Genomic DNA, 23,244 nt, shown 5'->3' with positions numbered 1-23,244 from the left:
GGACGGGATTCCCCGTGTGTGTAGCAGTTGAAACGTACAAAGGCGGTGAAGTACTTGCTGAAAAAACGAACGGCTGTCTTTCTGGTCATAGCTGCCATGCTATGCGGCGTGCTGTTAACGATGGCTTTGACCCAGCTGCCCGCTCCCAGCCAGACTGGAGACGGTGAGGGGCTGCTGGCCAGTATAGCGAACAGGAATGGACTGGAGCAGTCTGAAGCGAAAAAACTGGGGACAGCAATTGACCTCATCGAAAGCAATTATTACAAGGATATCGATCGGTCGAAACTGATCGACGGCGCCATCAACGGGATGATGGAAGCGCTGGAAGATCCATATTCCAACTATATGGGAAAAGAAACGGCAGCCCAGTTTGAAGAGAGCATCGAGGGCTCCTTCTCGGGGATTGGCGCGGAGGTGTCCTCTGTAGATGGCAGTGTGGTCGTTGTATCTCCGATCAAGGGATCTCCTGCGGATAAAGCCGGCATTCGGGCGAAGGACACCATTCTTTCAGTCAATGGCGAATCCTTGCAGGGCCTTGAGCTGAACGCGGCCGTCAACAAGATTCGCGGTCCGAAGGGCTCCAAGGCCGTCCTTCAGATCAAGCGTGCTGGCTCCGAGCAGCCGATCGAGTATGTTATCGTTCGTGATGACGTCGATCTGGAAACCGTATCGGCACGGATGGAGAAGGGCGGAATCGGCGTTATTGAGATCTCACAGTTCTCGCTGAATACAGGCGAACGCTTTAAGGAAGAACTCGAAAAACTGGAAAGCCAGGGCATGAAGGGACTGCTGATCGACGTCCGGAACAATCCAGGCGGCGTGCTGTCCGTTGTCATTGACATTGCAGAGCAGTTCGTACCTAAAGGTGAGTTGATCGTTCAGGTAGAGGATAAGAATAAGAAGCGGGAGAAGCATCCTTCGAATGGTGAGGCGAAATCCTATCCGATTACGGTGCTGATGAACAAGGGCAGCGCCAGCGCTTCCGAAATTTTGGCGGGCGCACTGCAGCAATCGGCGGGTGCTACCTTGATGGGTGAGCATTCCTTCGGTAAAGGAACCGTACAAACGAGCTTTGATAAGCAGTTTGGCGATGGAAGCCTGCTCAAGGTAACGATTGCCAAATGGTTGACACCAAACGGTACCTGGATCCATGAGAAGGGAATTGAGCCGGATATTCAGGTGTCACAGCCGGAATACTTTACCGTTGCACCGATCGATAAGAAGAAAACCTATAAGTACGACACCAATAGCACGGATGTGAAGCACGCGCAGATCATGCTTGAAGCCGTTGGTTATAAGACAGGGCGTACGGATGGCTATTTCGACCGGAACACGGAGAAGGCGATCAAGAGCTTCCAGAGCAAGCACAAGCTGAAAGCGGACGGTATCCTTAACGGCGCCACAGCCGAGGCGTTGGAGGCCGCATTGATCGAGAAGATTCAGGATCCGAAAGAGGATAATCAAATGAATCGCGGAATTGCCGAGGTTCGGAAGGAAATCGCCGCTCAGGCGTCGAACAAGTAAGAAGGCTGAACGTTAGCCTTCTTTTTTTCTTTTAAGATATTAGAAAGTATAAGCTTTGAAGCGTCTTGAAGCTGAAAGGAGCGTGGCAAGCTGTTGGAGACTTTGAAACAACTGCTTATGTATGGGATAGATGCAGGCATACAACTGCTGACGCAGCCCTTTTATTATATTTCGATTTTGTTTGTGATGCTGTTTTACCGAAGGCAGGTGTTGGTGGAGCGTAAGCTGTTCCATGTGAAGCTGCATTCCTGGGGGTTGCAGACATGGCGAACGTTTCTGGGCGGGCTGGTGGCAGGAATCGGCGTGTCCGTCGTTGTGGCTTTCCTGGGAATATCCTTAAGTCTGGAAGCCATTATATGCATATGGGTGACTTCCCTGATCCTGATGCTGTTTCATATTCGGTACTTATGCTTTGCCTATTCCATCGGCCTTCTTGGGATCATTCAGTTTGTATTAGGCTGGTTTCCGAATTGGCAGCCGGAAGGCTGGATCAGTCATGTAATCACAACGATTGTTGGATTGGACATCCCTGCGCTGCTGGCTTTATCCGCCGTCCTGCATTTTGCAGAAGCCTTGCTTGTCAGGATACAGGGTTCGGGTTTTGCTACACCGTTGTTCCTTGAGGGGAAGCGTGGCAAGCTCGTTGGCGGCTATCATATGCAGAGCTTCTGGCCGTTGCCCTTATTCCTGCTTGTTCCGGCGGTAAGCGGAGGCAGCGTGCTGCCCTGGACGCCATTCTTCGGTGGTGATGCCTGGAGCACAGGCTTTACCATGATGGCGCTTCCGGTCGTGATCGGTTTCGGGGAAATGACGCAGAGCATGCTCCCGCAGGAGAAGGCAGGAATCACATCAAAGCGGCTCATATTCTACGGAGCGATTGTCCTGGCATTGAGCCTGCTTGCCGAGTGGTGGACACCGCTCACGATCGTGGCTGCTTTAGCGGCATTACTGCTGCATGAGGGCCTGGTGTGGTTCAGTCGTTATGAAGAGCAGCAGCGCAGTCCGATCTTTGTGCATCCGATTCGTGGACTGCGCGTCCTCGCGGTGCTTCCGAATAGTCCGGCAAGCGAACTTGGTATTCTGGCTGGAGAGACGATTCTTAAGGTGAACGGTAAATTGATCCATAGTAAGGAACAGCTGCATAGTGCCCTTCGTCAGAATTCAGCCTTCTGTAAGCTGGAGGTTCAGAATCATCAAGGGGAGAGTAAATTCCTGCAGCGTGCGATTTACGCGGGGGATCATCATCAGTTGGGAGCTATCGTGGCGCCCGACCCGAGGGATGGCATAGCCGTCAGGTTGAAGCCGGTAAGCTTGATCACGCTGTTGGCGAATAAACTTCATATTCGCAGCAAGCGGGGTTCTTCCGGCAGCACGACGACTGGCGGTTCCGAAGAAACAGGTTTCCATTCATCATGATACTGGAAGCGGGCCTTTGTCCTATATAGGACAAAGACCCGCTTTTTTGGTTGCAAAATGCTGTATATGGAGTTAGCCCTGCACTTTTTTTAGATAAAAAATGGCGATTTGCGTTCGGTCCCGAAGATTCAGCTTCCCCAGGATTTCAGTGACATAGTTTTTAACGGTACCTTCACTTAAATAAAGCTGCCCGGCAATTTCCTTATTAGAAAGGCCCTCTGCAATAAGGACGACGACCTTCTTCTCGGCCGGGGTCAGCCCGAATTGTTCCAACTCAGCAGATTTAGGGACGGGCTGCGCCGTTGGACGAAGCATGCCGGTCAGCTTGCGGGCGATGTCGGGATGAATCAGCATGTTTCCGTCATGCACTGTTTTAATCCCCTGGATGATCCGGTCCGGTGGAATGTTCTTCAGCAGATAGCCGCTGGCCCCGTTCCGCAGAGCTTCGACAATATATTCATCATCATCGAAGGTGGTCAGCATAAGCACTCGTACATCCGAGTGACGTTCACGAATCCGCCGCGTTCCCTCCACGCCGTCGCATACCGGCATGCGAATGTCCATGAGCACGACATTGACAGGAAGTCCCTCCTCCAACAAAGCCAGCGCTTCCTCTCCGTGCTCTGCGACTGCAGATACTTCGATATCCGGGTCCATCCCAATCAGCAATTTCAAGCTTTCCCGAATGAACGGATCATCATCTACAATTAAAACGGATATCATGGATGGCCACGACCTTTTCTTTAAAATAAGATACTGCATCTTGTCTTGTTAAATTACATAATCTCACGTTTCCGGTAGACAGGCAGCCGGGTGATAACGGTAAAAGGTACGGTTCTCCGTACCTCAAGCGTCCCACCCACCACTTGGGTTCGTTCGAGCATGCCGCTCATTCCGATACCTTGACGGTCCGGTGCAGCTTCGTGGCCAACCGGCTCCTGGATTGTACCATCGTTGGAAACCTCCATCCGGACGTCCTGGTCTCCGTAATGCAGGATGATTTGGATCCGTTTAGCCTCGCCATGGCGGATGGCGTTCGTGATCGCTTCACGGGCATTTTTGTATAACACCACCTGTTGACTGGGATAGAGCGGATAGGGGATGCCCTGCAATATAAGCTCGGTCTCGATCCCGGTCTGTCTGCCTGTTTCCTCCAGCAGCCGATCGAGGGAATAGTCGTCCGGGATCCGCCGGGCCGGATTCATCTGTTTCACGGCCGTTCGCATCTGCTCCATGCTCTCTCCCAGCTGGTCACGGATTTGACGGAGCATATCCATGCCGCGCGCGGAATCGTGCGGAACGGTAAGGAGGGCTGCTTCCATCATCATTTTAACGCGAATCAGCCGGTGGCCGATGTCGTCATGCAGCTGGCGGGAGATGCGGTTGCGCTCCTCGGCCTGCGCCGCACTCTCTACCTGATGGGCGAATTGCAGCAATTGTCTGCCAGCCTCGTCCTGCTGGAAATGCAGTCTTTTCAGCTCGTCATATAACTGAATATGGTCCGCTTCCTTCTGCCTCATTTCATGGATATGGTTGAACGTTACCCCCATGAACACAAACAACAGATTGGCGGTCGTCAGCAGCAGCGCATCGTAATCGATAATAGCCAAGTTGAGCAGCAGAAGGTGACCCAACGCCGCCCATAACCTGCCTGGCCGCTCGAACAAGGGCAAATAGACGCATAGGGTGGAGATGGACAGGAACACCATCATGAAGCCGTATTGATGGCATAACCACAAAGATAGTGGAATTTCCAGCAGAGCGGCTGCCTTTAAATAAGCAGGCGATGGCAAAAAGCGGCTTAGCACCGTCATCGCCAGAAACACCAATATGTACACCATATAAGCCCCGTAATCATCGAGCTGCTGCAAAAAGATGTCCGCGGCGGCCGGAAGGAGAATGAAGCCATACCTTAGATAGGTGAGTGGGGATGTCACGTGCGATCAAACCCTTTTCCATAGTGAAATCAAACCGTTCAAACGATTGGCTTCATTATATCACAAGGATGTTTTCGGTAAGGAGATGACTTTCGTCACCCGATAAAGTGACTTCTTCTACCTTAAAAAGCCGGCAATTCCGGATAGAATGAAATCAACTAATGGATACGAGAGATAAGAGAAATGGAGTGGTGAATATGGCAGTCTTTCTGCAGATGAAGGATGTCGTGAAACGATATGGAAACAAGCTGTCGGTGGATCATATGAATCTGGAAGTGAACGAAGGGGAAATCTTTGGGCTTCTGGGACCGAACGGGGCCGGCAAAAGCACGTCCATCAGTATGATCTGTGGCCTTCTTCCCAAGGATCAGGGCAGCATTAAGGTGGACGGTATCTCGATAGAAGAGCAGCCGCTGGAAGTGAAGCGGAGAATCGGATTGGTGCCGCAGGATCTGGCTCTATATGAAGAAATGTCGGCTTGGGACAATGTCGCTTTTTTTGCAAAATTGTACGGCCTGCGCGGCCATCTGCTGAAGGAACGGGTGGAAGAGGCGCTGGAGTTTGTCGGCTTGCAGGATCGGGCGAAGGAAAAGCCGTCCACCTTCTCCGGGGGGATGAAAAGAAGACTGAATATTGCATGCTCGATCACGCACCGTCCGAAACTGATCATTATGGATGAGCCAACGGTGGGGATTGATCCGCAGTCCCGGAATCATATCCTGGAATCCGTGAAGACGCTGAACCGCATGGGCTCTACTGTTATTTATACAAGTCATTACATGGAGGAAGTTGCTGCGATCAGTGATCGGGTGGCGATTATGGATCAAGGTCATGTTATCGCTTGCGGGACGCAGCAGGAGCTTCGGGCACGCGTTGCGCATGAGGAAAAAATCATTCTTACTGCTGATGGGATCACACCGGAACTGGTGGAGGAGTTGACCATTCACCCGCGCGTTCGGCGCGTCACGCAGAAGGATAACGAGATCGAAGTCTATGTACCGTCAGCTCAGGATGAGCTGCAGGATATTTTGTTCATCTGCAGCAAACACCATACAACGCTTCGCTCCCTGCAGTGCGAGGAGCCGGGGCTTGAAACGCTGTTTCTCAGCCTGACCGGGCGAACGCTTCGCGATTGATCATAACGTACACGTGCAGAGGAATCCATGAAGGAGGAATACCAAAAATGAATACGATGATTATCGCCTGGTTTGAGCTGAAGCGGATGGCGACCAGCCGAACGGTGCTGATCAACCAGTTTTTGCTGCCGCTCATTCTTATTTTTATATTGGGAAACGCGCTCTCGGGCTGGTTCGGCAACGATCAGGAATTTAAACAGCCATCGGTCAGAGTGGGATTTGTGTTGGATGCTGCGGATGGAGGCCAACTGCCGGGGAGCATTCAGGCTCTAACCGGCTCGCCGGAAATCCAGGAGATTCTCGTTCAAGAGATGGCAGCCAGCCGTGAGGAGGTTGAAGGGAAGCTGCGCAGGGGCGAGGTCGATTACGCGGTAGTGATTCCCGCTTCCTTAGATGAACGGATGGGTCAGGGAGCGGACGTGAAGCTTGAATTGCTGCCCGGAAGAGACCGTAATCTCAACCTGGTAGCAGACACGATCTTTAAGACCTTTATCGCAGATGCCAATCACAAACAGGCGGAGGTTATCGTTATGGGCGGAGATCAAGTTCTTGCGGCTCAAGCGGCAGCACCTGTGGAAACCTCGTCTGGCCCGAACGTAACGATCGGGAAACTGAGCGAGAAAGGAGCCACGTATTCAGCAGCCCAATATTACGCTGCCTCCATGCTGATTATGTTTCTTTTGTATTCGGGTCTGATGGCAAGCAGCAGTCTGCTGGGAGAGCGGGAAAGCCGGACCCTGTATCGCCTGCAAAGCGCACCTGTCACCCCCGGAACCGTTTTTGCCGGTAAAATTATCGGCTGCAGTCTGATCACGCTTGTTCAGGCAGCAGCCATTGTACTGGGTTCCATGTGGCTGTACGGCGTAAAATGGGGGCCGCACCCCCTGCTGCTCATCGTGGTCTGCGTATTAATCACATTATCGTCCATGACCATTGCCACGTTCATAACCCTAGTCTCCTCAACGGCGGCAGGAGCCAGGGGGCTGATGCAGGCGATCATTATCGCCATGACATTTGTGAGCGGGGGATTCATGCCGCTTCCCGTGGAATTTTTCCAAAAGATCGCTTCCTTCACCGTCAATCATTGGGCCATGCAGAGCATGCTGCGGATGATGCTGAACAGCGATGTGCACTTGATTGTCACTTGCCTCGGCATGCTGGCGGCCATTACCGCGGCTCTGTCGGCTGCAGCCATGATTACGTATAGAAAGGTGGGATACCATGCATAGCCTAACCATTGCCTGGCATATGGTGCGACGCACGCTGGGGCGAAAAAGAGGCTGGATCGTCTACCTGCTGGTTCCTTGCGTGGTCGTTACCATGACGGTGTTTCTCTTGGGGCAGACCTCGGCTGCAAGCATTCTGGTCTCATATGTGAATGAAGACGAAGGTCCGGCAGGTCAGTATCTGATGAATGAGCTGGAGCGCAGCGGCCAATACGTACTCAAGGAGTCCGAATCCGAGAATACGCTGAGAGAAGACCTGGTGGAGAATAAAAGCACCGTAGGCGTTTATATACCGGCGGGTTTCAGCGATGGATTGATTGAAGGACAGCGGCCGACGGTTCAGGTTTACGAGGTCTCAACCTCGGAGGCTTCGGTGATGATACGAATGACGGCAGACTCTGCGGTTACACGTCTGAGCGGCACGGCTGCTTTGATCCGGGAAACCTCGGAGCCGGATGTAGACCGAATGCTGATGCTGCAAGAAGTGCTCAAGCAATCCGCAATGAATCGGGTGGATACGGAGGTCACCGATTTGAATCTGTACGCCAAGCCGGGACTCTCGAACGTAACGGGTTTTACCCTGATGTTCATGATGACCCTCATCTCCAGCGTGGTATCGATGATGATTGATGACCGCAGGCAGCGAACGCTGTCGCGCATGTACACGGCACCTGTGCGTGCCTACCAGATCGCTTTAGGTAATTTTCTGGGCAGCTTGGTGGTCGGCTCGCTGCAGGTGATCATCGTGCTTGTGCTGAGCCGGTATGTGCTCCGTTACGATTACGGAGTTCCGTTATTACTGCATTTCCTTATTCTGATGGCCTTCATGCTGGTATCGTTAGGCGTGGCAAGCACGGTGGCCGGATTGATCCGGAACGGGCAGAATGCGGCCATGATCAATTCCATGATCGTCACGCCGACCTGTATGCTGGGCGGGTGCTTCTGGCCGCTTGCTATCATGCCGGAATTCATGCAGAAAATCGCTAACTTCATCCCGCAAAAATGGGCCATTGAGGCGGTGGAAATCGCAGCCACGGGCGGCACGTTATCCGATATCGCACTGCCGCTGGCCGTTCTCGGCTTGATGGCGGTCATTCTGCTTGCCGTCGGTTCCGCTATCCTGCGGCCAAGCGAGAGCGGAGTTGGGCACGGCGCATAAAACGAGAATGTTGGAAACCTCGTGGCTCTTAGGAACGTTGTTCGTGATCGAATCATTTTTTTGAAAAAAACGAAAGCGCCCGGCCAGATCTGAATGCATGTCCATTCAGATCTGACCGGGCGCTTATTTACTATAGGTGACGATGGGTTAAGCATTTTCTTCTAAGGGGAGGCATGGGAGCGGGTTTAGCCGCATGGGGGCCTCTTCCTACTCCTTAAGCTGTCGTAATACGGTAATTTCAACCCGTCGATTCTTCTGCTTGCCTTCGGCAGTCGCATTATCCGCGGCTGGCCTCGTATCGGCATAGCCTGCGTACTGGAAGTCTTCCGGGTCCAGCTTGCTGTTATCGAGGAAGAACCGCAGCACCGACATCGCCCGGGCACCGGAGAGCTCCCAGTTGTCTTTGTAGCTGGAGTAGCGGCCGATCGGCACATTGTCCGTATGTCCCTCGATGCTCACCGTGGTGTTTAAATCGCCGAACAGGCTGGCTAATTTGCCCAGAACCGGAGCGGCCCCGGGTTTAAGCTCGGCTTTGCCGACATCGAACAGGAAGCGGTCGCTTAGCGTAATGGCAATCCCTTGCGGCTCGTCCGCGATGAAGATATCCTCTTCGAGCTGATTGTCCTTCACGTATTGCTGAATGAGTCCCATAAAGTTCGCCAGCTCCTCCTCTTGGGCACGGAAAGCGAGCTCCCGCTCGGTTAGCGGTTCCGCCGCCGTATCCTTATCCTCGCCGCCCTCCTCTTCGGCAGCAGGCTTCGGCGGAGGATTCTTATGGTTCTCCGTATCGGCTGTGCCGGTAATGCCGGAGCCCATCTCCAGGATGCTGTCTCCGCTCTGGAAGGTGGCCTGCAGGGATTGGGTGACGAGTTTGTATTTTTCCGTATCGAGCCGGCTCATGGCATACATCACCACAAAAAAGATCAGGAGCAGCGTAATCAGGTCGGCATAGGTGATCATCCAGCGGTCGCGCTGGTCGCCTTCCGCCTGCTTGCGATGACGGCGCCGTCTATTCGGCTGTCTCATGCGCGATCCCCCTTGAGGACGGAATGTCCGTGGTGCCTGCGGAAGCGAAGGAGGCTAGCTTTTTACGAACCAACAGCGGGTGCTCTCCGTTCTGAACAGCCATAATTCCTTCGAGCAGCAGCTCCATATTTGCAATTTCTTCTTCGGAACGTGCTTTAATCTTGGTCGCAATGGGCAAAAAGATAATATTGGCACTTGCGACACCGTATAAAGTGGCGGTGAACGCGACCGCAATCGAAGGTCCGAGACCCGTTGGGTCTTGCAGACTGCCCAGCACGTGGATCAATCCCATAACGGTACCGATGATTCCCATGGTAGGAGCATATCCCCCAGCGGACTCGAAAATCTTGGCATACCCTTCGTGCTTCTGCTCGGCGGCATTGATATCGAGCTCCAGGATTTGGCGCACCATTTCCGGGTCGTTGCCGTCCACGACCATCTGCATGCCTTCCCGCAGGAACGGATCCTCGTGTTCGGCCGAGATGCGCTCGAGCGCCAGCACCCCGTCTCTTCTGGCAGTTATCGACATATCGACTATGGCGTCAATCAGCTCGTCCGCCGAACGGTTGCTGCGGCCGAAGGCCAGCTTGAGGGCAGCCGGGATGGTACGGAGCCGGGTAGCAGGGAAACTGACGATGACGGCGGCGATGGTGCCGCCGAATACGATAAGCGCCGCCGCACCTTGCAGCAGGCCGCTCAGATGCCCGCCTTCCCATAAAAACCCTCCGATCAACGCGGCCAAGCCGGCGAGAATGCCAAGAATAATCGTAATATCCATAACGCTGTATCATCTCCTTAAGGAAGTTAATTAACAATCATCGGTTCGCCTCAAGCTTGTCCGACATGGATTCCGGAACAGCCGGATGGGAGGAAGCTGAGTCTTGGAACATTCGTGCTGGAACTTATTAAAATTTAATTAAACTGTTTGCATCAAAAAAACGTAAAGGGTATAATGAGACGGGAACAAATATTCTTATTCCTTACGTAGACACCACTAATTTCCCATAGTATATCATCGGGAAGTTTCGACATATCTTTTAGCATGAATTTCATTTTAGAGTATGAGGGTGATGAAGGGCAATGAGCGATTTAGTTGTCAGTACCAAATCCTTTGAGATCCAGTCTGAATTCCAGCCGCAGGGCGATCAGCCCACGGCTATTGATGCGTTGGTCGAAGGACTCCGCCAAGGGAAAAAACATCAGACGCTGCTAGGTGCAACAGGAACGGGGAAGACGTTTACGATCGCGCAGACAATCGCCAAAGTAAACCGTCCCACACTCGTCATTGCGCATAACAAGACGCTGGCTGCACAGCTGGCCAGTGAGTTTAAGGAATTCTTCCCGAACAACTCCGTGGATTATTTTGTGAGTTATTACGATTACTATCAGCCGGAAGCTTATATCCCTTCCTCCGATACGTATATCGAGAAGGACTCCAGTATTAATGAAGAGATTGATAAGCTTCGCCACTCTGCAACGAGTTCGCTGTTTGAACGGCGCGATGTCATCATTGTGGCAAGCGTATCTTGCATATATGGCTTGGGTTCACCGCATGAATACGGCGAAATGCTGCTGTCGCTCCGTGTAGGCATGGAGAAGCCGCGGAATGAGATTTTGTCGCGGCTGGTTGATATCCAGTATCAGCGGAACGATATCAACTTCGTTCGCGGTACCTTCCGCGTTCGTGGGGATGTTATCGAGATTTTCCCTGCCTCGAAGGGGGAACAGGCCGTTCGCGTCGAGCTGTTCGGCGACGAGATCGAGCGGATCACGGAGATCGACGTCTTGACGGGCGAGCTGGTTGGAGAACGCGAGCATATCGCCATTTTCCCGGCGTCCCACTTCGTTACCCGTGAAGAGACGATGCGGGTCGCGCTCGTGAACATTGAACGCGAATTGGAAGAACGCCTTGAACTGCTGCGCTCGGAAGGCAAGCTGCTGGAAGCGCAGCGTCTGGAGCAGCGTACCCGTTACGACATCGAGATGATGAAGGAAGTCGGATTCTGCTCCGGCATCGAGAACTACTCCGGCCCTCTGACCTTTAGAGAACCTGGTGCTACGCCATATACGCTCCTTGACTACTTCCCGGACGATATGCTGTTTGTCATTGATGAATCGCACGTTACGCTCCCGCAAATCCGCGCGATGTATAACGGTGACCGGGCACGGAAAACAGTGCTGGTCGATCACGGCTTCCGCCTGCCGTCCGCGCTGGATAACCGGCCGCTGAAGTTCGAGGAGTTCGAGGAGAAGGTGAACCAGATCATCTATGTGTCGGCCACGCCGGGACCGTATGAGATGGAGCACTGCGATACGATGGTTGAACAGATCATCCGGCCGACAGGCCTGCTTGATCCGATCATCGATGTGCGTCCGACTGAAGGGCAGATCGATGACCTGATTAGCGAGATCCATGACCGCGTGGAACGTGACGAGCGTGTGCTCGTGACGACCCTGACGAAGAAAATGTCAGAGGATCTGACCGATTATCTGAAGGAAATTGGAATCAAGGTTCGTTACATGCACTCCGATATCAAGACGCTGGAACGGATGCAGATTCTGCGCGATCTGCGGCTTGGTACATTCCACGTGCTGGTGGGTATTAACCTTCTACGGGAGGGTCTTGACCTTCCGGAGGTTTCCTTGGTAGCGATTCTGGATGCGGACAAGGAAGGCTTCCTCCGTTCGGATCGCTCGCTCATTCAGACGATTGGTCGGGCAGCCCGGAACTCGGAAGGTAAAGTTATCATGTACGGCGATAAGATCACCGATTCGATGGATCGGGCGATCAAGGAAACCGAGCGCCGCCGCAGCATCCAGGTTGCCTACAACGAGAAGCACGGCATAACGCCGCAAACGATCCGCAAGAAGATCCGCGATGTCATCGAAGCAACCAAGGTTGCGGAGGGCAAGGCAGATTATCTGGTGGGCGAAGGACAGAAGATGTCGAAGAAAGATCGCCAGAAACTGATCCAGCGTCTCGAGGCCGAAATGAAGGAAGCAGCGAAGAATTTGCAATTCGAGCGTGCGGCCGAGCTTCGTGATGCGCTGCTGGAGCTGCAAGCCGAATAAATTTGGAGAGATGAATGACAGGGGGGACGGCCTAATTGGTCGTTCTCTTTGTGAAAATATAAGCACCACATGCATGCCATATGGAGTAGGAGATGATATCGTTTGGCAAGTGAAAATATTGTGATCAAAGGCGCACGTGCACACAATCTAAAAAATATCGACGTCACGATACCGCGTGACAAGTTCGTCGTTCTTACGGGGCTTAGCGGCTCGGGCAAATCCTCTCTCGCATTCGATACGATTTACGCCGAGGGTCAGCGACGTTACGTGGAATCTTTGTCCGCTTATGCACGCCAGTTCCTCGGACAGATGGAGAAGCCGGATGTCGATTCCATTGAAGGCTTATCGCCGGCGATATCGATTGACCAGAAAACCACGAGCCGAAATCCGCGCTCTACGGTAGGTACCGTAACGGAAATCTATGATTATCTGCGTCTGCTGTTTGCCCGAGTGGGACACCCGCACTGTCCGGAGCATGGCGTGGAGATTACCTCCCAGACGGTCGAGCAAATGGTAGACCGCATCATGCAGTATCCCGAGAAGACGAGACTGCAAATTCTCGCGCCTGTCATTTCCGGGCGCAAGGGCGAGCATAAGAACTTGTTTGCCGATATTGCCAAACAGGGCTTCGTTCGGGTGCGCGTCGATGGAGAGCTGCGCGATCTGTCGGAAAGCATTGAGCTGGAGAAGAACAAAAAGCATACGATCGAGGTGGTTGTGGACCGGATCGTAGTTAAGGAAGATATAGAGGCACGTCTGGCCGATTCGATCGAGACGGCACTGAACCTGTCAGGCGGTCAGCTCCTGGTTGATATCATGGGTCAGGAGGAGCTGCGGTTCAGCTCCAACTTTGCTTGCCCGATCTGCGGCTTCAGCATGGAAGAACTGACGCCGAGGATGTTCTCCTTCAATACTCCTTTCGGAGCTTGTCCGGATTGCGACGGACTTGGCGTCGAGATGATTGTGGATCCGGAGCTGCTTGTGCCGGATACAAGCAAAAGTGTGGAGGAAGGCGCTTTCGCTGCATGGAGCGGGGGCACGTCAACTTATTATCCGCAGTTTCTGAAATCGGTCTGCGCACATTTCGGCATTCCGCTGGACAAGCCGGTCAGTACCTTTAGCCAGGAACAGATGAATAAATTGTTGTACGGTACGGGCAATGAGAAGGTTCACTTCCGTTATGAGAATGACTTCGGTCAGCGCAAGGAAGCGCATGTGACCTTCGAGGGCATCATTCCGAACCTGGAACGCCGTTACCGCGATACCAATTCCGAGGGTATTCGCGAATACATCGAAGGTTATATGAGCAGCAAGCCATGCGATGTTTGTAAAGGTCATCGTCTCCGGAAGGAAAGCCTTGCCGTTACGATCAATGACCGCAACATGGCCTATGTGACCAGCCTGTCGATCGGAGAATCCCTGAAATTCTTCGATCACCTAGAGCTTAGCGAGAAAGAAAAACAGATTGCCAATCTCATTCTGAAGGAGATTCACAGCCGTTTGGGCTTCCTTGTCAATGTGGGTCTGGATTACCTGACTCTCAGTCGTTCGGCGGGAACGCTGTCGGGCGGGGAAGCGCAGCGGATCCGGTTAGCCACACAGATCGGCTCCAGCCTGATGGGCGTGCTGTACATTCTGGACGAGCCCAGCATTGGGCTGCATCAGCGGGATAATGACCGCCTGATTTCGACGCTGGAGCATATGCGGAATCTGGGCAATACGCTGATTGTGGTCGAGCATGACGAGGACACCATGATGGCTGCGGACTATATCATCGATATTGGTCCTGGTGCCGGCATTCATGGCGGCCAGGTCATCGCGGAGGGAACCCCGAAGGAGATTATGAACGACCCTAACTCTCTGACGGGCCAGTACCTGAGCGGCCGCAAGTTCATTCCGGTCAGCAGCAAGCGGCGCAAGACCGATGGACGCTGGCTCGAGATTAAAGGCGCGAAAGAGAACAATCTGAAAAATATTAACGTGAAAATTCCGATTGGCGTCTTTACGGCGGTAACCGGCGTGTCCGGATCCGGCAAGTCGACACTGGTCAACGAGATCCTCTACAAGACACTCGCTCGGGATTTGAACAGGGCTAAAGTACGTCCGGGGCAATACCGCGAGATGAAGGGTCTGGAGCATATCGAGAAGGTCATTGACATCGACCAGTCACCGATTGGACGCACACCTCGCTCCAACCCGGCGACCTATACGGGCGTCTTCGACGATATCCGGGATATCTATTCCCAAACGAATGAAGCGAAGATTCGCGGTTACAAGAAGGGCCGCTTCAGCTTTAACGTGAAGGGCGGTCGCTGCGAGGCCTGCCGTGGAGACGGCATTATCAAGATTGAGATGCATTTTCTGCCGGATATCTACGTGCCTTGCGAAGTGTGTAAGGGCAAGCGTTACAACCGCGAAACGCTGGAAGTCAAATATAAAGGCAAGAACATCGCTGAAGTCCTGGAGATGACCGTTGAGAATGCAACGGACTTCTTCCAGAACATTCCGAAAATTCACCGGAAGATGCAAACGCTGATGGATGTCGGTCTGGGTTATATTACTTTGGGCCAGCCTGCCACCACGTTGTCCGGTGGTGAAGCGCAGCGAGTGAAGCTGGCTTCCGAGCTGTACCGCCGCAGTACAGGCAAAACGATGTATATTCTAGATGAACCGACCACCGGCCTGCATGTGGACGATATCGATCGTCTGCTCGTTGTGCTTCACCGTCTGGTGGAATCCGGGGAGTCCGTCCTTGTCATCGAGCACAATCTCGATGTCATTAAGACGGCAGACTATCTGATCGACTTGGGTCCAGAGGGTGGCAGCGGCGGTGGTACCATTATCGCTACCGGAACGCCTGAGGATTTGGTGAAGGTACCCGAGTCTTATACAGGGAAGTATCTGAAGCCAATCCTGGAACGCGATACGAAGCGAACCGAGGAATTGAACAAGGTGGAAGCGGCACGTTAATAGCTGCTCCCTCGCTTCTGCTAGGGAGACCGGATGAATTGGCAGTATCTTAGGCGAATCTGCTCCATGCTGGAGTGAACTGTGGGTACACAGCTTATTGCATTTCATATTTCAGCAGATGAACAAGGTTAGCGTAATAACAGAGTCCCTGGTTTTATTAACGGGGGCTCTTTTTTTTTCTGTTTTCATATTATCCTCTAATATCTTCGCATTCCAGGATATGGTATGATCTTGATGATTGCGACAAAATGGAGGGATTGTATGAAGAGGATCACCTGTTCTGTTCTGATAGCTCTGGCAGCAAGTGCTTTATACATAAACTCATTCGATAGCGTTCAAGCAAATGAGGGTGTACCCGTTTCAGAAATGGGGCGCTTCGATACACAGGAAGCCATTCTCCGGTTAACCGAAGGAGGACTCCATCCCGGTGACGGGAGTGGGGAACTCCATCCGAAAGCGGCCATCAGCCGGCAGGATTTTGTCATATTGATTGCCAATGCTCTAAGCCTGAGCACGGCTGAACTGCCGGAAGTGGCTACCTTCAAGGATGTACCTAACGATCACTACGCTTTCTCCGCAATCGAAGCTGCGGTTCATGCAGGACTGGTAAAGGGGAAAGGGAACGGAAGGTTTGGAGTTGGACATTCGCTGACGCGTCAGGATATGGCCGTGCTGTATCAAAGAGCTCTGCAAGGGAGTACCGATAAGGAAACCTCGGACAGGGAAGGCGCACAGCTGGAGTTACATGAGGGCTCCTTCAGCCAATATGCTGAGGAGGCTATCTTACTGGCCATGGAGTTAGGTCTCTTTCAGGAATCCGCAGCCGATGTTATGAATCCCAAGGGTATCGTTACTCAGGAAGAAGCTGCTTTGCTTACAGAGAAGTTGTGAAAGCCGTGGAGCACATCAGCTCGGATACTGCGGAGGGGGAGGTTGAGACACCACCAGAAAGTTCCCGCCCGGTAATCCAAGGTGTCGTAACCTCATCTCCGGGATCAACATCCACAACTTCTGCCGTCCCAGGACCAGCACAGTCCCATACGGGGTCAGAGACCATGGCATCTCAGCCGGATAAGCCGACACCGGCTCCAACCGCTCCGATGGATTTGAAGTTCCGATATGAGAAGGGGCAAATTCAATTAACCTGGACAGAGCGACAAGGGGAAACCTACAATATCTATTTCAGCGAGAAGTCCGGAACGGGTTATACATTATTGACTGACGGAGCAAATGTGAAGTCAGGCAGTTACGCAACAACCGATGTGCGTTTTCAGGAGACGGCCTACTATGTGGTCGAGGCTGTGAACAGTTTCGGCAAGAGTGGATATTCTAACGAAGTTTCGAGCCGTCCGAATAAAATATCCGGTCTTCAGGCCATCCTAAATGAGGAAGATGAATCCATTGGTTTAACCTGGACAGATGTGCAGGAAGACGTAAACTATCATGTATATTACATAGGACCCGATGGAGTACTGTATCGTTTGAATGATGAACCGTTAGTGAGCCGTTCATACCTTATTCCGAACCGCAATATGTTAGTAGGCCCGTCCGGCCGGTATGCGATCCACGTCGTTGCTGTGAACGAATTGAATGTAAGCAGTGAACCGTCCAATGAGGTTGCGCTGGAGGTCAAGAAGGACCCAGAGGATCGGATTACGATCACAGATCCTTCCGTTGCATTGCCAAGTGAAGACTTGGAGGAGGAAACGGCAGTAGAGCAGGAATCGACTCCTGAGGAGTATGAGGCACAGGAGTGAACGTTTCTCGATCCTGTCCGGAGTCACTTGGATAGACGAAGCAGCCTATGCCTGAATCCATAAACGAAAGCTTGATCTAGCCTCTGCCGTGATGAAAGTCATGCTAATATCTGAAAATTTGGTACAAAATGAGAAAATTCTATGACTTTTTTTGATTTTTAGGGGCGGAGGGCTTGCATCTGGACGGGCACATGGATAACATAGAAGAAGATATGTAAATTTGCCCGAGAAGAAACCCACGAGGAGGTACGTTTCATGATCCTTGCAGCAGCATCGGATGCGAGCGCGACATTTAAGACATTTGATATTTTCATGATCCTGTTTACGATTCTGATCTTTGTTGGTGTGGTTCGCTTGTTGATGGCCCGCCAAAAAAATAAATTCGCAATCGCTTTCGGTCTCGTCAGCTTATTTGTGTTCTTGTACTCTGACTATGCCATGATTACAGGATGGTTTAACAATTAGGTTGGCCTAGGTATCTTATTTAAAGCGGCTTCATATGACGAATGTAATGAATTACATACAAACAAGACGCCCGTTTGCTGTTCGCAGTGTGGAGGCGTCTTTTTGTTTTTTCGGGGAAAAGTTACATGCTCCGCAGGAAAAACGTAAAAGAAATAGGTCTAGAAGCAATGGCTACAAATGGAAAAACATGATAAATTGAGGAGTACAAGTTGGGTTTAGGATGGAACCGGGGGAGGAACAAACGAATTGAAGAATGTACAATGGCAAAAACGATCGGCGGCTGTACTGCTGGGGGCCATCATTATGGCAGGAAGCGGCGATGCGGTTATGCAAACAGACGTTGCGGCTGCAGCAAGCGCTAAGCCCAAGAATACATATGAACAAAATGAGGTGCCTCAGGTGATCAGCCGGATGTCGCCATCGGTTGTTGGCATTATCGGAAAGGCAGCACAAGGAAGCGGCGAAGTGGATGACAGATACAACCTGGCGCACGGTACGGGGGTGATCTGGAAGTCAGACGGCTGGATCGTTACGAACGCTCATGTGGTGGACGGGCTAACCGGAATCACGGTCGTAACCTCAGACGGTAAATCCTATAAAGCCAAGGGCGTATACAGCGATCCTATGAGTGATATCGCGTTGGTCAAAATTAACGCCAAGTCTCTGAAGCCGGCCAAATTTGCCGCATCCGCCCAAAATGCGCTGGTTGGTGAAACGGTGGTTGCCATTGGTACGCCAATCTCTTTCTCGTTACGAAACTCGGCATCTGTGGGTGTGGTAAGCGGCCTGAACCGGAGCGTAGACGGCTCCTATCGCCTGATACAAACCGACACCGCCATTAACCCGGGCAATAGCGGAGGGCCGCTCGTCAATCTGAAAGGCGAGGTCATTGGCATCAACAGCAAGAAGTTTGCCGCCGTTGGCATCGAAAATATGGGCTTTTCCATTCCTGCGGAAACGGTCCATTATATTGTGGATCATTTATTGGAATACGGCGAGGTTCGAAGAGCCGGACTTGGGTTGGAACTGGAAGAAAGCTGGTCCGCCATTGTGGGTCTCCCTTCAGACGATCCATTGACCGTTACGAAGGTGCTGTCCGAGCAAGCACGAAAAGCTGGAATCCAAGAAGATGACGTGTTATATGCAATTAACGGAAAGCGCATCTATTCCGTTGTTGATATCAACGAACGGTTAAAGCCCTTCATCCCAGGCCAGCAGGTTCAGCTGCTGATGCAGCGGGATGGAGATATTGTACATGTAAAACTGACGCTCAGCCAGGATGGTAATCAAGCTGCTTCGTCAAGCGTTGGGGAGGCCGAGTAATGGTGAAGAGAGAAAGAACGGAACCAAGCCGCCGTTTGCGGCAGATGACAGCCGGAACCTTATCGGCTTTGATGCTATTTACGTCGTTGTCACTTCCCGTATGGGGAGATGACGTTGTGCCGGAGAAGCGTATCCTGACCGTGCAAAGCGGCAGCAGCACAGCTTCAGTCAATGGCACCTCGTATACGATTGCCAAGCCGCAGCTGAAGCAGGGCGTATTGATGGTACCGCTGGGCGTGTTTAAAAAAGCGTTTGGCAGCGAGATCAAGCTGGAGGGCGAGAAGCGAGTTCGACTGCTGCAAGGACCGCATACGGTTGTGCTCGTTATCGACAACAAGACCGCATGGATTGACGGGAAAAAGGTACAGCTGCCGGTAGAACCGACGATGGTGTCCGGAACGCTGATGGTACCGCTGCGTTCGGTTGCGGCGGGGATTGGCGCCAAGGTAAGCTCCGCCCAAGGCAAGCTGTCCATCAGCCTCATGGTCACGGATAAGGAAGAGAAGTATGACGAGGGCGAGATCAACAATACGACCGGGAAGACTCGAATCGGAAATAGCTATTATGAATGGAGTATGAATTATCCTTCCTGGATGATCGTAGGGAGAGGAACGGACGACGAGAGCGGTGCTGCTTTCAACGATGCTACGGGCCGCTATTATCTTGAGGTTTATGCTTCCTCCCAGAAAGTAAAGCTGAGTCCTGACGATCTGTTAGAACGGCTCCTGAAAGAACTGAGCGATTCTGGAGATGTTGTGCTTCACCAAGAGACGGTCGCAAGCGGAGCTGTACCGTATGCCAGAGTCATTTCCCGTGATGTCGACGGCGTTCTATGGGAAGGCCGGCAGTATTATGCCAATGATCGCGTCTATGAATTGTATTTTGCCGATTCGGAAGCGGTTCACTATAAGGATATGGACAAACACGCGAGCCTGCTGGGTTCTTTTAGAACGACCTATAAGGCGGGGGACAAATCATTAAAAGACGTCTCTTCCATCGTAGATGGGCTTCGCGAAGCAGGGAATGAGGAATACGGCATATGGTTTGGCATTCCTGCAGGCTGGGAGATCAACAACAAGGATATGTTATACGGCAGCGAAGGGGAAGGCTATCTGTCCGTCTCGGTGACATCCGCTCCGACAGGGGTTGATGGCACGCTCACAGCTTGGGGGCAGCGGCTTAAAGACTGGCTGTCGGAATCCTTTGTCCAAGATTCATACGAATACGTCGGACTTACGCCTGTGGAGATCTCGGGCGTCAAGGGGCAGATTCAAGAGGTGCGGTACAACTTCGGAGATAAATGGGTGACGGAATATGAAGTGATGATCCAGAAGAACAGCTACCGTTATTATCTGGAATATGCGGTACCGGATGGCCAAGAGAAGACGGCTGCCAACTGGAAGAAGGTGCTGGAATCAATCGAGATCGATTATGATGTGGTACCGGAGAATTTCGGCCGCATTGGCGATGAAGGCTATCTGACCGATAAAACCAAGATGCGGAGCAAGAACTCCGAAACGTACCGCTATCATATCGATATTCCGAAATACTGGGAGCCGCTGAATGATCAGTTCGAACAGGGAACGGTGGAATATGGATTTGCCGGAGGCGGGTTTGAAATTAATGCTCAGAAGGATACTACCGCAGAATTCATCGTCAGCAACTTGAAAGGTTATTATAATGAAGCCAGCTCGGCTTCAGGGACGACGGTGAAATTACTTGGCGTGGATAAGATCACGTTTGCCGGTGTACCTGCCGTGTCGTTCAAGGTGCATCAGGTGAAGAACGGCGTTGGCTTTACGACTCGGGAAATCGTGTTTGAAAGCGGAGATATCGCCTACACGATTACGACGACGTTGAATGATGCCAATGCAACGGACATGCAGCAAGCCGCTTTGGAGCGTGCGCTGTCCTCGTTTGAGCTGGTGAAGTAACCCGAAGGTTGGATTTTGAACTCATATATCATGATTAGAGTAAACTTCGATAATGCTGATAGCTGTCCTGCTGCACACATGGGGTGCGGGCGGGCAGCTATTTTAGTTTATCATAGCGGAATTGTCTAATAATTCGATGCATATCGAACATATGTACCGTTTATACGATCCGATATGTTAAAATTAAAATAGTGAAGCAAATGGGTAATTCATTAAACCGGCTTGCAGAAGAGGGAATAAGCGGATGAAAAAAACGATAGGCATGTTCGCCCATGTGGATGCAGGCAAAACCACGCTGGCAGAGCAGTTGTTATATATGACTGATACGATTCAGGAGCGCGGCCGCGTGGATCATCAGAGTGCTTTTCTTGATCGACATGACATTGAAAAGGAACGGGGCATCACCGTATTTGCTGATCAGGCCACCATGCATTTTAACGGATCCGCTTATTATTTAATCGATACGCCGGGTCACGTCGATTTCTCGCCGGAGATGGAGCGGGCCATTCAGGTCATGGACGCCGCGGTCGTCGTCATTAGCGCCGTGGAAGGTGTCGAAGGACATACGGAGACGGTATGGCAGTTATTGCGTAAGCATGGTGTTCCTACTTTCTTGTTTATTAATAAAATCGATCGGGAAGGCGCGGATGTGGCGCGTGTGTTCGCGGAGATTCGGAGTGAGCTAACCGAGGACGTCTGTATGATTACAGAGAAGGATGTACTGCACGAAGGCGTGATGCAGTCCTCGCTCATTGAGGCTATCGCGGAGCGGGACGAGAAGCTGCTGGAGCTCTACATGGAACAGGAATATGAGGTTTCACGTTGGCTGGATACGATGACAGCGATGATAAGGAAAGGGCTGCTATTCCCCTGCTTCAGCGGATCAGCTCTGCAAAACGTGGGCGTGTCCCATTTCTTGCATCAGCTGGATCTGCTGACGGTTACGGACTATGATCCCGGGGCTGATTTTGCCGGAAGGGTATATAAGATTCGTCATGATGAACAGGGCGCAAGATTGACCTATATCAAAGCCACAGGCGGAACGCTGCGGGTGCGCGATGAGATGACTTATTTCTCCGGAACGGAGACGATCACTGAGAAGGTGACGCATATCCGTTTGATCAATGGGGCGCGCGTGACGAATGTCGATCAGGTGCAAGCGGGTGATCTGTTTGCAGTGACGGGTATTTCTTCAGCTGCGGCAGGCGACGGGCTCGGGACTCTGAGTGGTGGCCGGACCGTTTATGAGCTTGTACCGACACTGAAGTCGAAGGTGCAATTCGAGTCCTCGATTCATCCCAAGGATATGCTGCGCGAATTCCGTCTGCTGGATGCGGAGGATCCTTCCCTGTCTGTGCAGTGGGATGAGCACGTTCAGGCGATTCATATCCATGTGATGGGTATCATTCAGCTTGAAGTGCTGGAACGAATCGTGTTCGAGCGCTTTGGTTACCGGATTACCTTCGGTGAACCGGAGATTTTATATAAAGAGACCATAACGGAGCCGGTTGTGGGCTGTGGTCATTTTGAACCGTTGAAGCATTATGCGGAGGTGCACCTCCGGCTGGAGCCTGGAGAGCGGAATAGCGGCATCGTGTTCGCCAATGCTTGTCATCCCGATGTGCTCCCGGTCAATTATCAGCATCTGGTCGCCCAGCATGTCGGCGAGAGGGATCATCACGGGCTGCTTACAGGCTCGCCCGTCACGGACATCAAGATTACCCTGCTGAAAGGGCGGGCGCACAACAAGCATACGCACGGCGGGGATTTCAGGGAAGCCACCTACCGTGCTTTACGCCAAGGGCTGGAGAAGGCAGCCAATATGCTCCTGGAGCCTTACTATCACTTCAAGGTAAAGGTGGATGCCGAGTATGTCGGTCGGTTGATGTCAGATCTGACCCAGGCGAAGGCAAGCTTCGAGCCGCCGGAAACGGCGGGAAACAAGGTGACGGTCACGGGATCGGCTCCCGTATCGACCATGATGAATTATAGCATGGAATTAGCCGCCTACACGAAGGGAAGAGGTACGATATCCCTGGTTTACGGCGGATATGGCCGGTGCCATAACGAGGCCGAGGTCATTGAACGTAAAGGATACGATAAAAATGCGGACCCGGAATACAGCTCCTCTTCGATATTTTGTGCGAAAGGAAGCGGTTATGCGGTGCCCTGGGATGAAGCGGACCGTCATATGCATGTCTAATGCTTTAGCATTTGGTCAGGCCTTGATTTCATCTCAAGTCTGAATAGGGCGACTTAGTATGTGGGCGTAGACCCGAAGCCGTGTGATCCACCCCTG

General features: G+C 52.2%; 17 protein-coding genes. 13 read left to right on the top strand and 4 right to left on the bottom strand.

The features are described 5' to 3' along the window. Window positions 1–54 precede the first annotated feature (54 nt). Together ACQKPA_RS13265 and ACQKPA_RS13260 are read left to right on the top strand one after the other, a co-directional pair. Window positions 55–1,524, top strand: a complete 1,470-nt coding sequence (locus ACQKPA_RS13265; RefSeq protein WP_427492894.1) for a S41 family peptidase — start codon at window positions 55–57, stop codon at window positions 1,522–1,524. A gap of 93 nt (window positions 1,525–1,617) precedes the next feature. Further along, entirely contained in the window at window positions 1,618–2,940 is a 1,323-nt protein-coding gene (locus tag ACQKPA_RS13260; protein ID WP_427492892.1) for a PDZ domain-containing protein, read from the top strand. A gap of 72 nt (window positions 2,941–3,012) precedes the next feature. On the opposite strand, the gene ACQKPA_RS13255 is transcribed toward ACQKPA_RS13260, so the two are convergent. Both ACQKPA_RS13255 and ACQKPA_RS13250 read right to left on the bottom strand, forming a co-directional pair. Beyond that, on the bottom strand, window positions 3,013–3,663 hold the full coding sequence (locus ACQKPA_RS13255; RefSeq protein ID WP_427492890.1) for a response regulator: 651 nt from the start codon (window positions 3,661–3,663) through the stop codon (window positions 3,013–3,015). Window positions 3,664–3,716: 53 nt separating this feature from the next. Then, on the bottom strand, window positions 3,717–4,877 hold the full coding sequence (locus ACQKPA_RS13250) for a sensor histidine kinase (RefSeq protein ID WP_427492888.1): 1,161 nt from the start codon (window positions 4,875–4,877) through the stop codon (window positions 3,717–3,719). A gap of 197 nt (window positions 4,878–5,074) precedes the next feature. Between ACQKPA_RS13250 and ACQKPA_RS13245 the strand changes: the two genes are divergently transcribed. The 3 genes from ACQKPA_RS13245 to ACQKPA_RS13235 are packed head-to-tail and all read left to right on the top strand — an operon-like array spanning window position 5,075 to window position 8,398. Beyond that, the gene (locus ACQKPA_RS13245; RefSeq protein ID WP_427492886.1) at window positions 5,075–6,013 is read left to right on the top strand and encodes an ABC transporter ATP-binding protein; all 939 of its coding nucleotides are present in this window, start codon (window positions 5,075–5,077) and stop codon (window positions 6,011–6,013) included. A gap of 47 nt (window positions 6,014–6,060) precedes the next feature. Next, a complete protein-coding gene (locus tag ACQKPA_RS13240) occupies window positions 6,061–7,242 on the top strand; it encodes an ABC transporter permease (RefSeq protein WP_427492884.1) in 1,182 nt (393 codons plus the stop codon). Continuing rightward, window positions 7,235–8,398 (top strand): ABC transporter permease, encoded by a 1,164-nt coding sequence (locus ACQKPA_RS13235; protein WP_427492882.1) that lies wholly within the window; start codon window positions 7,235–7,237, stop codon window positions 8,396–8,398. The genes ACQKPA_RS13240 and ACQKPA_RS13235 overlap by 8 nt, the downstream gene beginning before the upstream one ends. Window positions 8,399–8,605: 207 nt before the next feature. On the opposite strand, the gene ACQKPA_RS13230 is transcribed toward ACQKPA_RS13235, so the two are convergent. Beyond that, the gene (locus ACQKPA_RS13230; protein ID WP_427492880.1) at window positions 8,606–9,424 is read right to left on the bottom strand and encodes a flagellar motor protein MotB; all 819 of its coding nucleotides are present in this window, start codon (window positions 9,422–9,424) and stop codon (window positions 8,606–8,608) included. Continuing rightward, a complete protein-coding gene (locus ACQKPA_RS13225) occupies window positions 9,408–10,202 on the bottom strand; it encodes a flagellar motor protein (RefSeq protein WP_427492878.1) in 795 nt (264 codons plus the stop codon). Before ACQKPA_RS13225 ends, ACQKPA_RS13230 begins: the two co-directional genes overlap by 17 nt. Window positions 10,203–10,504: 302 nt before the next feature. Between ACQKPA_RS13225 and uvrB the strand changes: the two genes are divergently transcribed. The 8 genes from uvrB to ACQKPA_RS13185 all read left to right on the top strand — a co-directional run bounded on the left by uvrB (window position 10,505) and on the right by ACQKPA_RS13185 (window position 23,148). Then, window positions 10,505–12,496, top strand: coding sequence for an excinuclease ABC subunit UvrB (uvrB, locus tag ACQKPA_RS13220; protein WP_071219763.1), 1,992 nt, complete (start codon window positions 10,505–10,507; stop codon window positions 12,494–12,496). A gap of 102 nt (window positions 12,497–12,598) precedes the next feature. Beyond that, a complete protein-coding gene (gene uvrA, locus ACQKPA_RS13215; protein ID WP_216534555.1) occupies window positions 12,599–15,466 on the top strand; it encodes an excinuclease ABC subunit UvrA in 2,868 nt (955 codons plus the stop codon). Window positions 15,467–15,727: 261 nt separating this feature from the next. Then, window positions 15,728–16,357 carry an S-layer homology domain-containing protein gene (locus tag ACQKPA_RS13210; RefSeq protein WP_427492875.1) on the top strand — a complete coding sequence of 210 codons (630 nt, stop codon included), beginning with the start codon at window positions 15,728–15,730 and terminating at the stop codon, window positions 16,355–16,357. A 164-nt stretch (window positions 16,358–16,521) separates the two neighbouring features. After that, entirely contained in the window at window positions 16,522–17,223 is a 702-nt protein-coding gene (locus ACQKPA_RS13205) for a hypothetical protein (RefSeq protein ID WP_427492873.1), read from the top strand. A 255-nt stretch (window positions 17,224–17,478) separates the two neighbouring features. After that, window positions 17,479–17,688: a hypothetical protein gene (locus tag ACQKPA_RS13200; protein ID WP_071219760.1), complete on the top strand. Its 210-nt coding sequence runs from the start codon at window positions 17,479–17,481 to the stop codon at window positions 17,686–17,688. Window positions 17,689–17,934: 246 nt separating this feature from the next. After that, entirely contained in the window at window positions 17,935–19,011 is a 1,077-nt protein-coding gene (locus ACQKPA_RS13195) for a S1C family serine protease (RefSeq protein WP_427492871.1), read from the top strand. After that, window positions 19,011–20,945: a copper amine oxidase N-terminal domain-containing protein gene (locus tag ACQKPA_RS13190; protein WP_427492869.1), complete on the top strand. Its 1,935-nt coding sequence runs from the start codon at window positions 19,011–19,013 to the stop codon at window positions 20,943–20,945. Before ACQKPA_RS13195 ends, ACQKPA_RS13190 begins: the two co-directional genes overlap by 1 nt. A 244-nt stretch (window positions 20,946–21,189) precedes the next feature. After that, the gene (locus ACQKPA_RS13185) at window positions 21,190–23,148 is read left to right on the top strand and encodes a GTP-binding protein (RefSeq protein WP_427492867.1); all 1,959 of its coding nucleotides are present in this window, start codon (window positions 21,190–21,192) and stop codon (window positions 23,146–23,148) included. Window positions 23,149–23,244 lie beyond the last annotated feature (96 nt).

Origin of the sequence: Paenibacillus sp. NPDC093718, from assembly GCF_050279985.1 — a bacterium.
Taxonomy (GTDB): Bacteria; Bacillota; Bacilli; order Paenibacillales; family Paenibacillaceae; genus Paenibacillus_AQ.
Note: the sequence above shows the minus strand (reverse complement) of the source record. Positions and strands in the feature narration are given on the sequence as shown.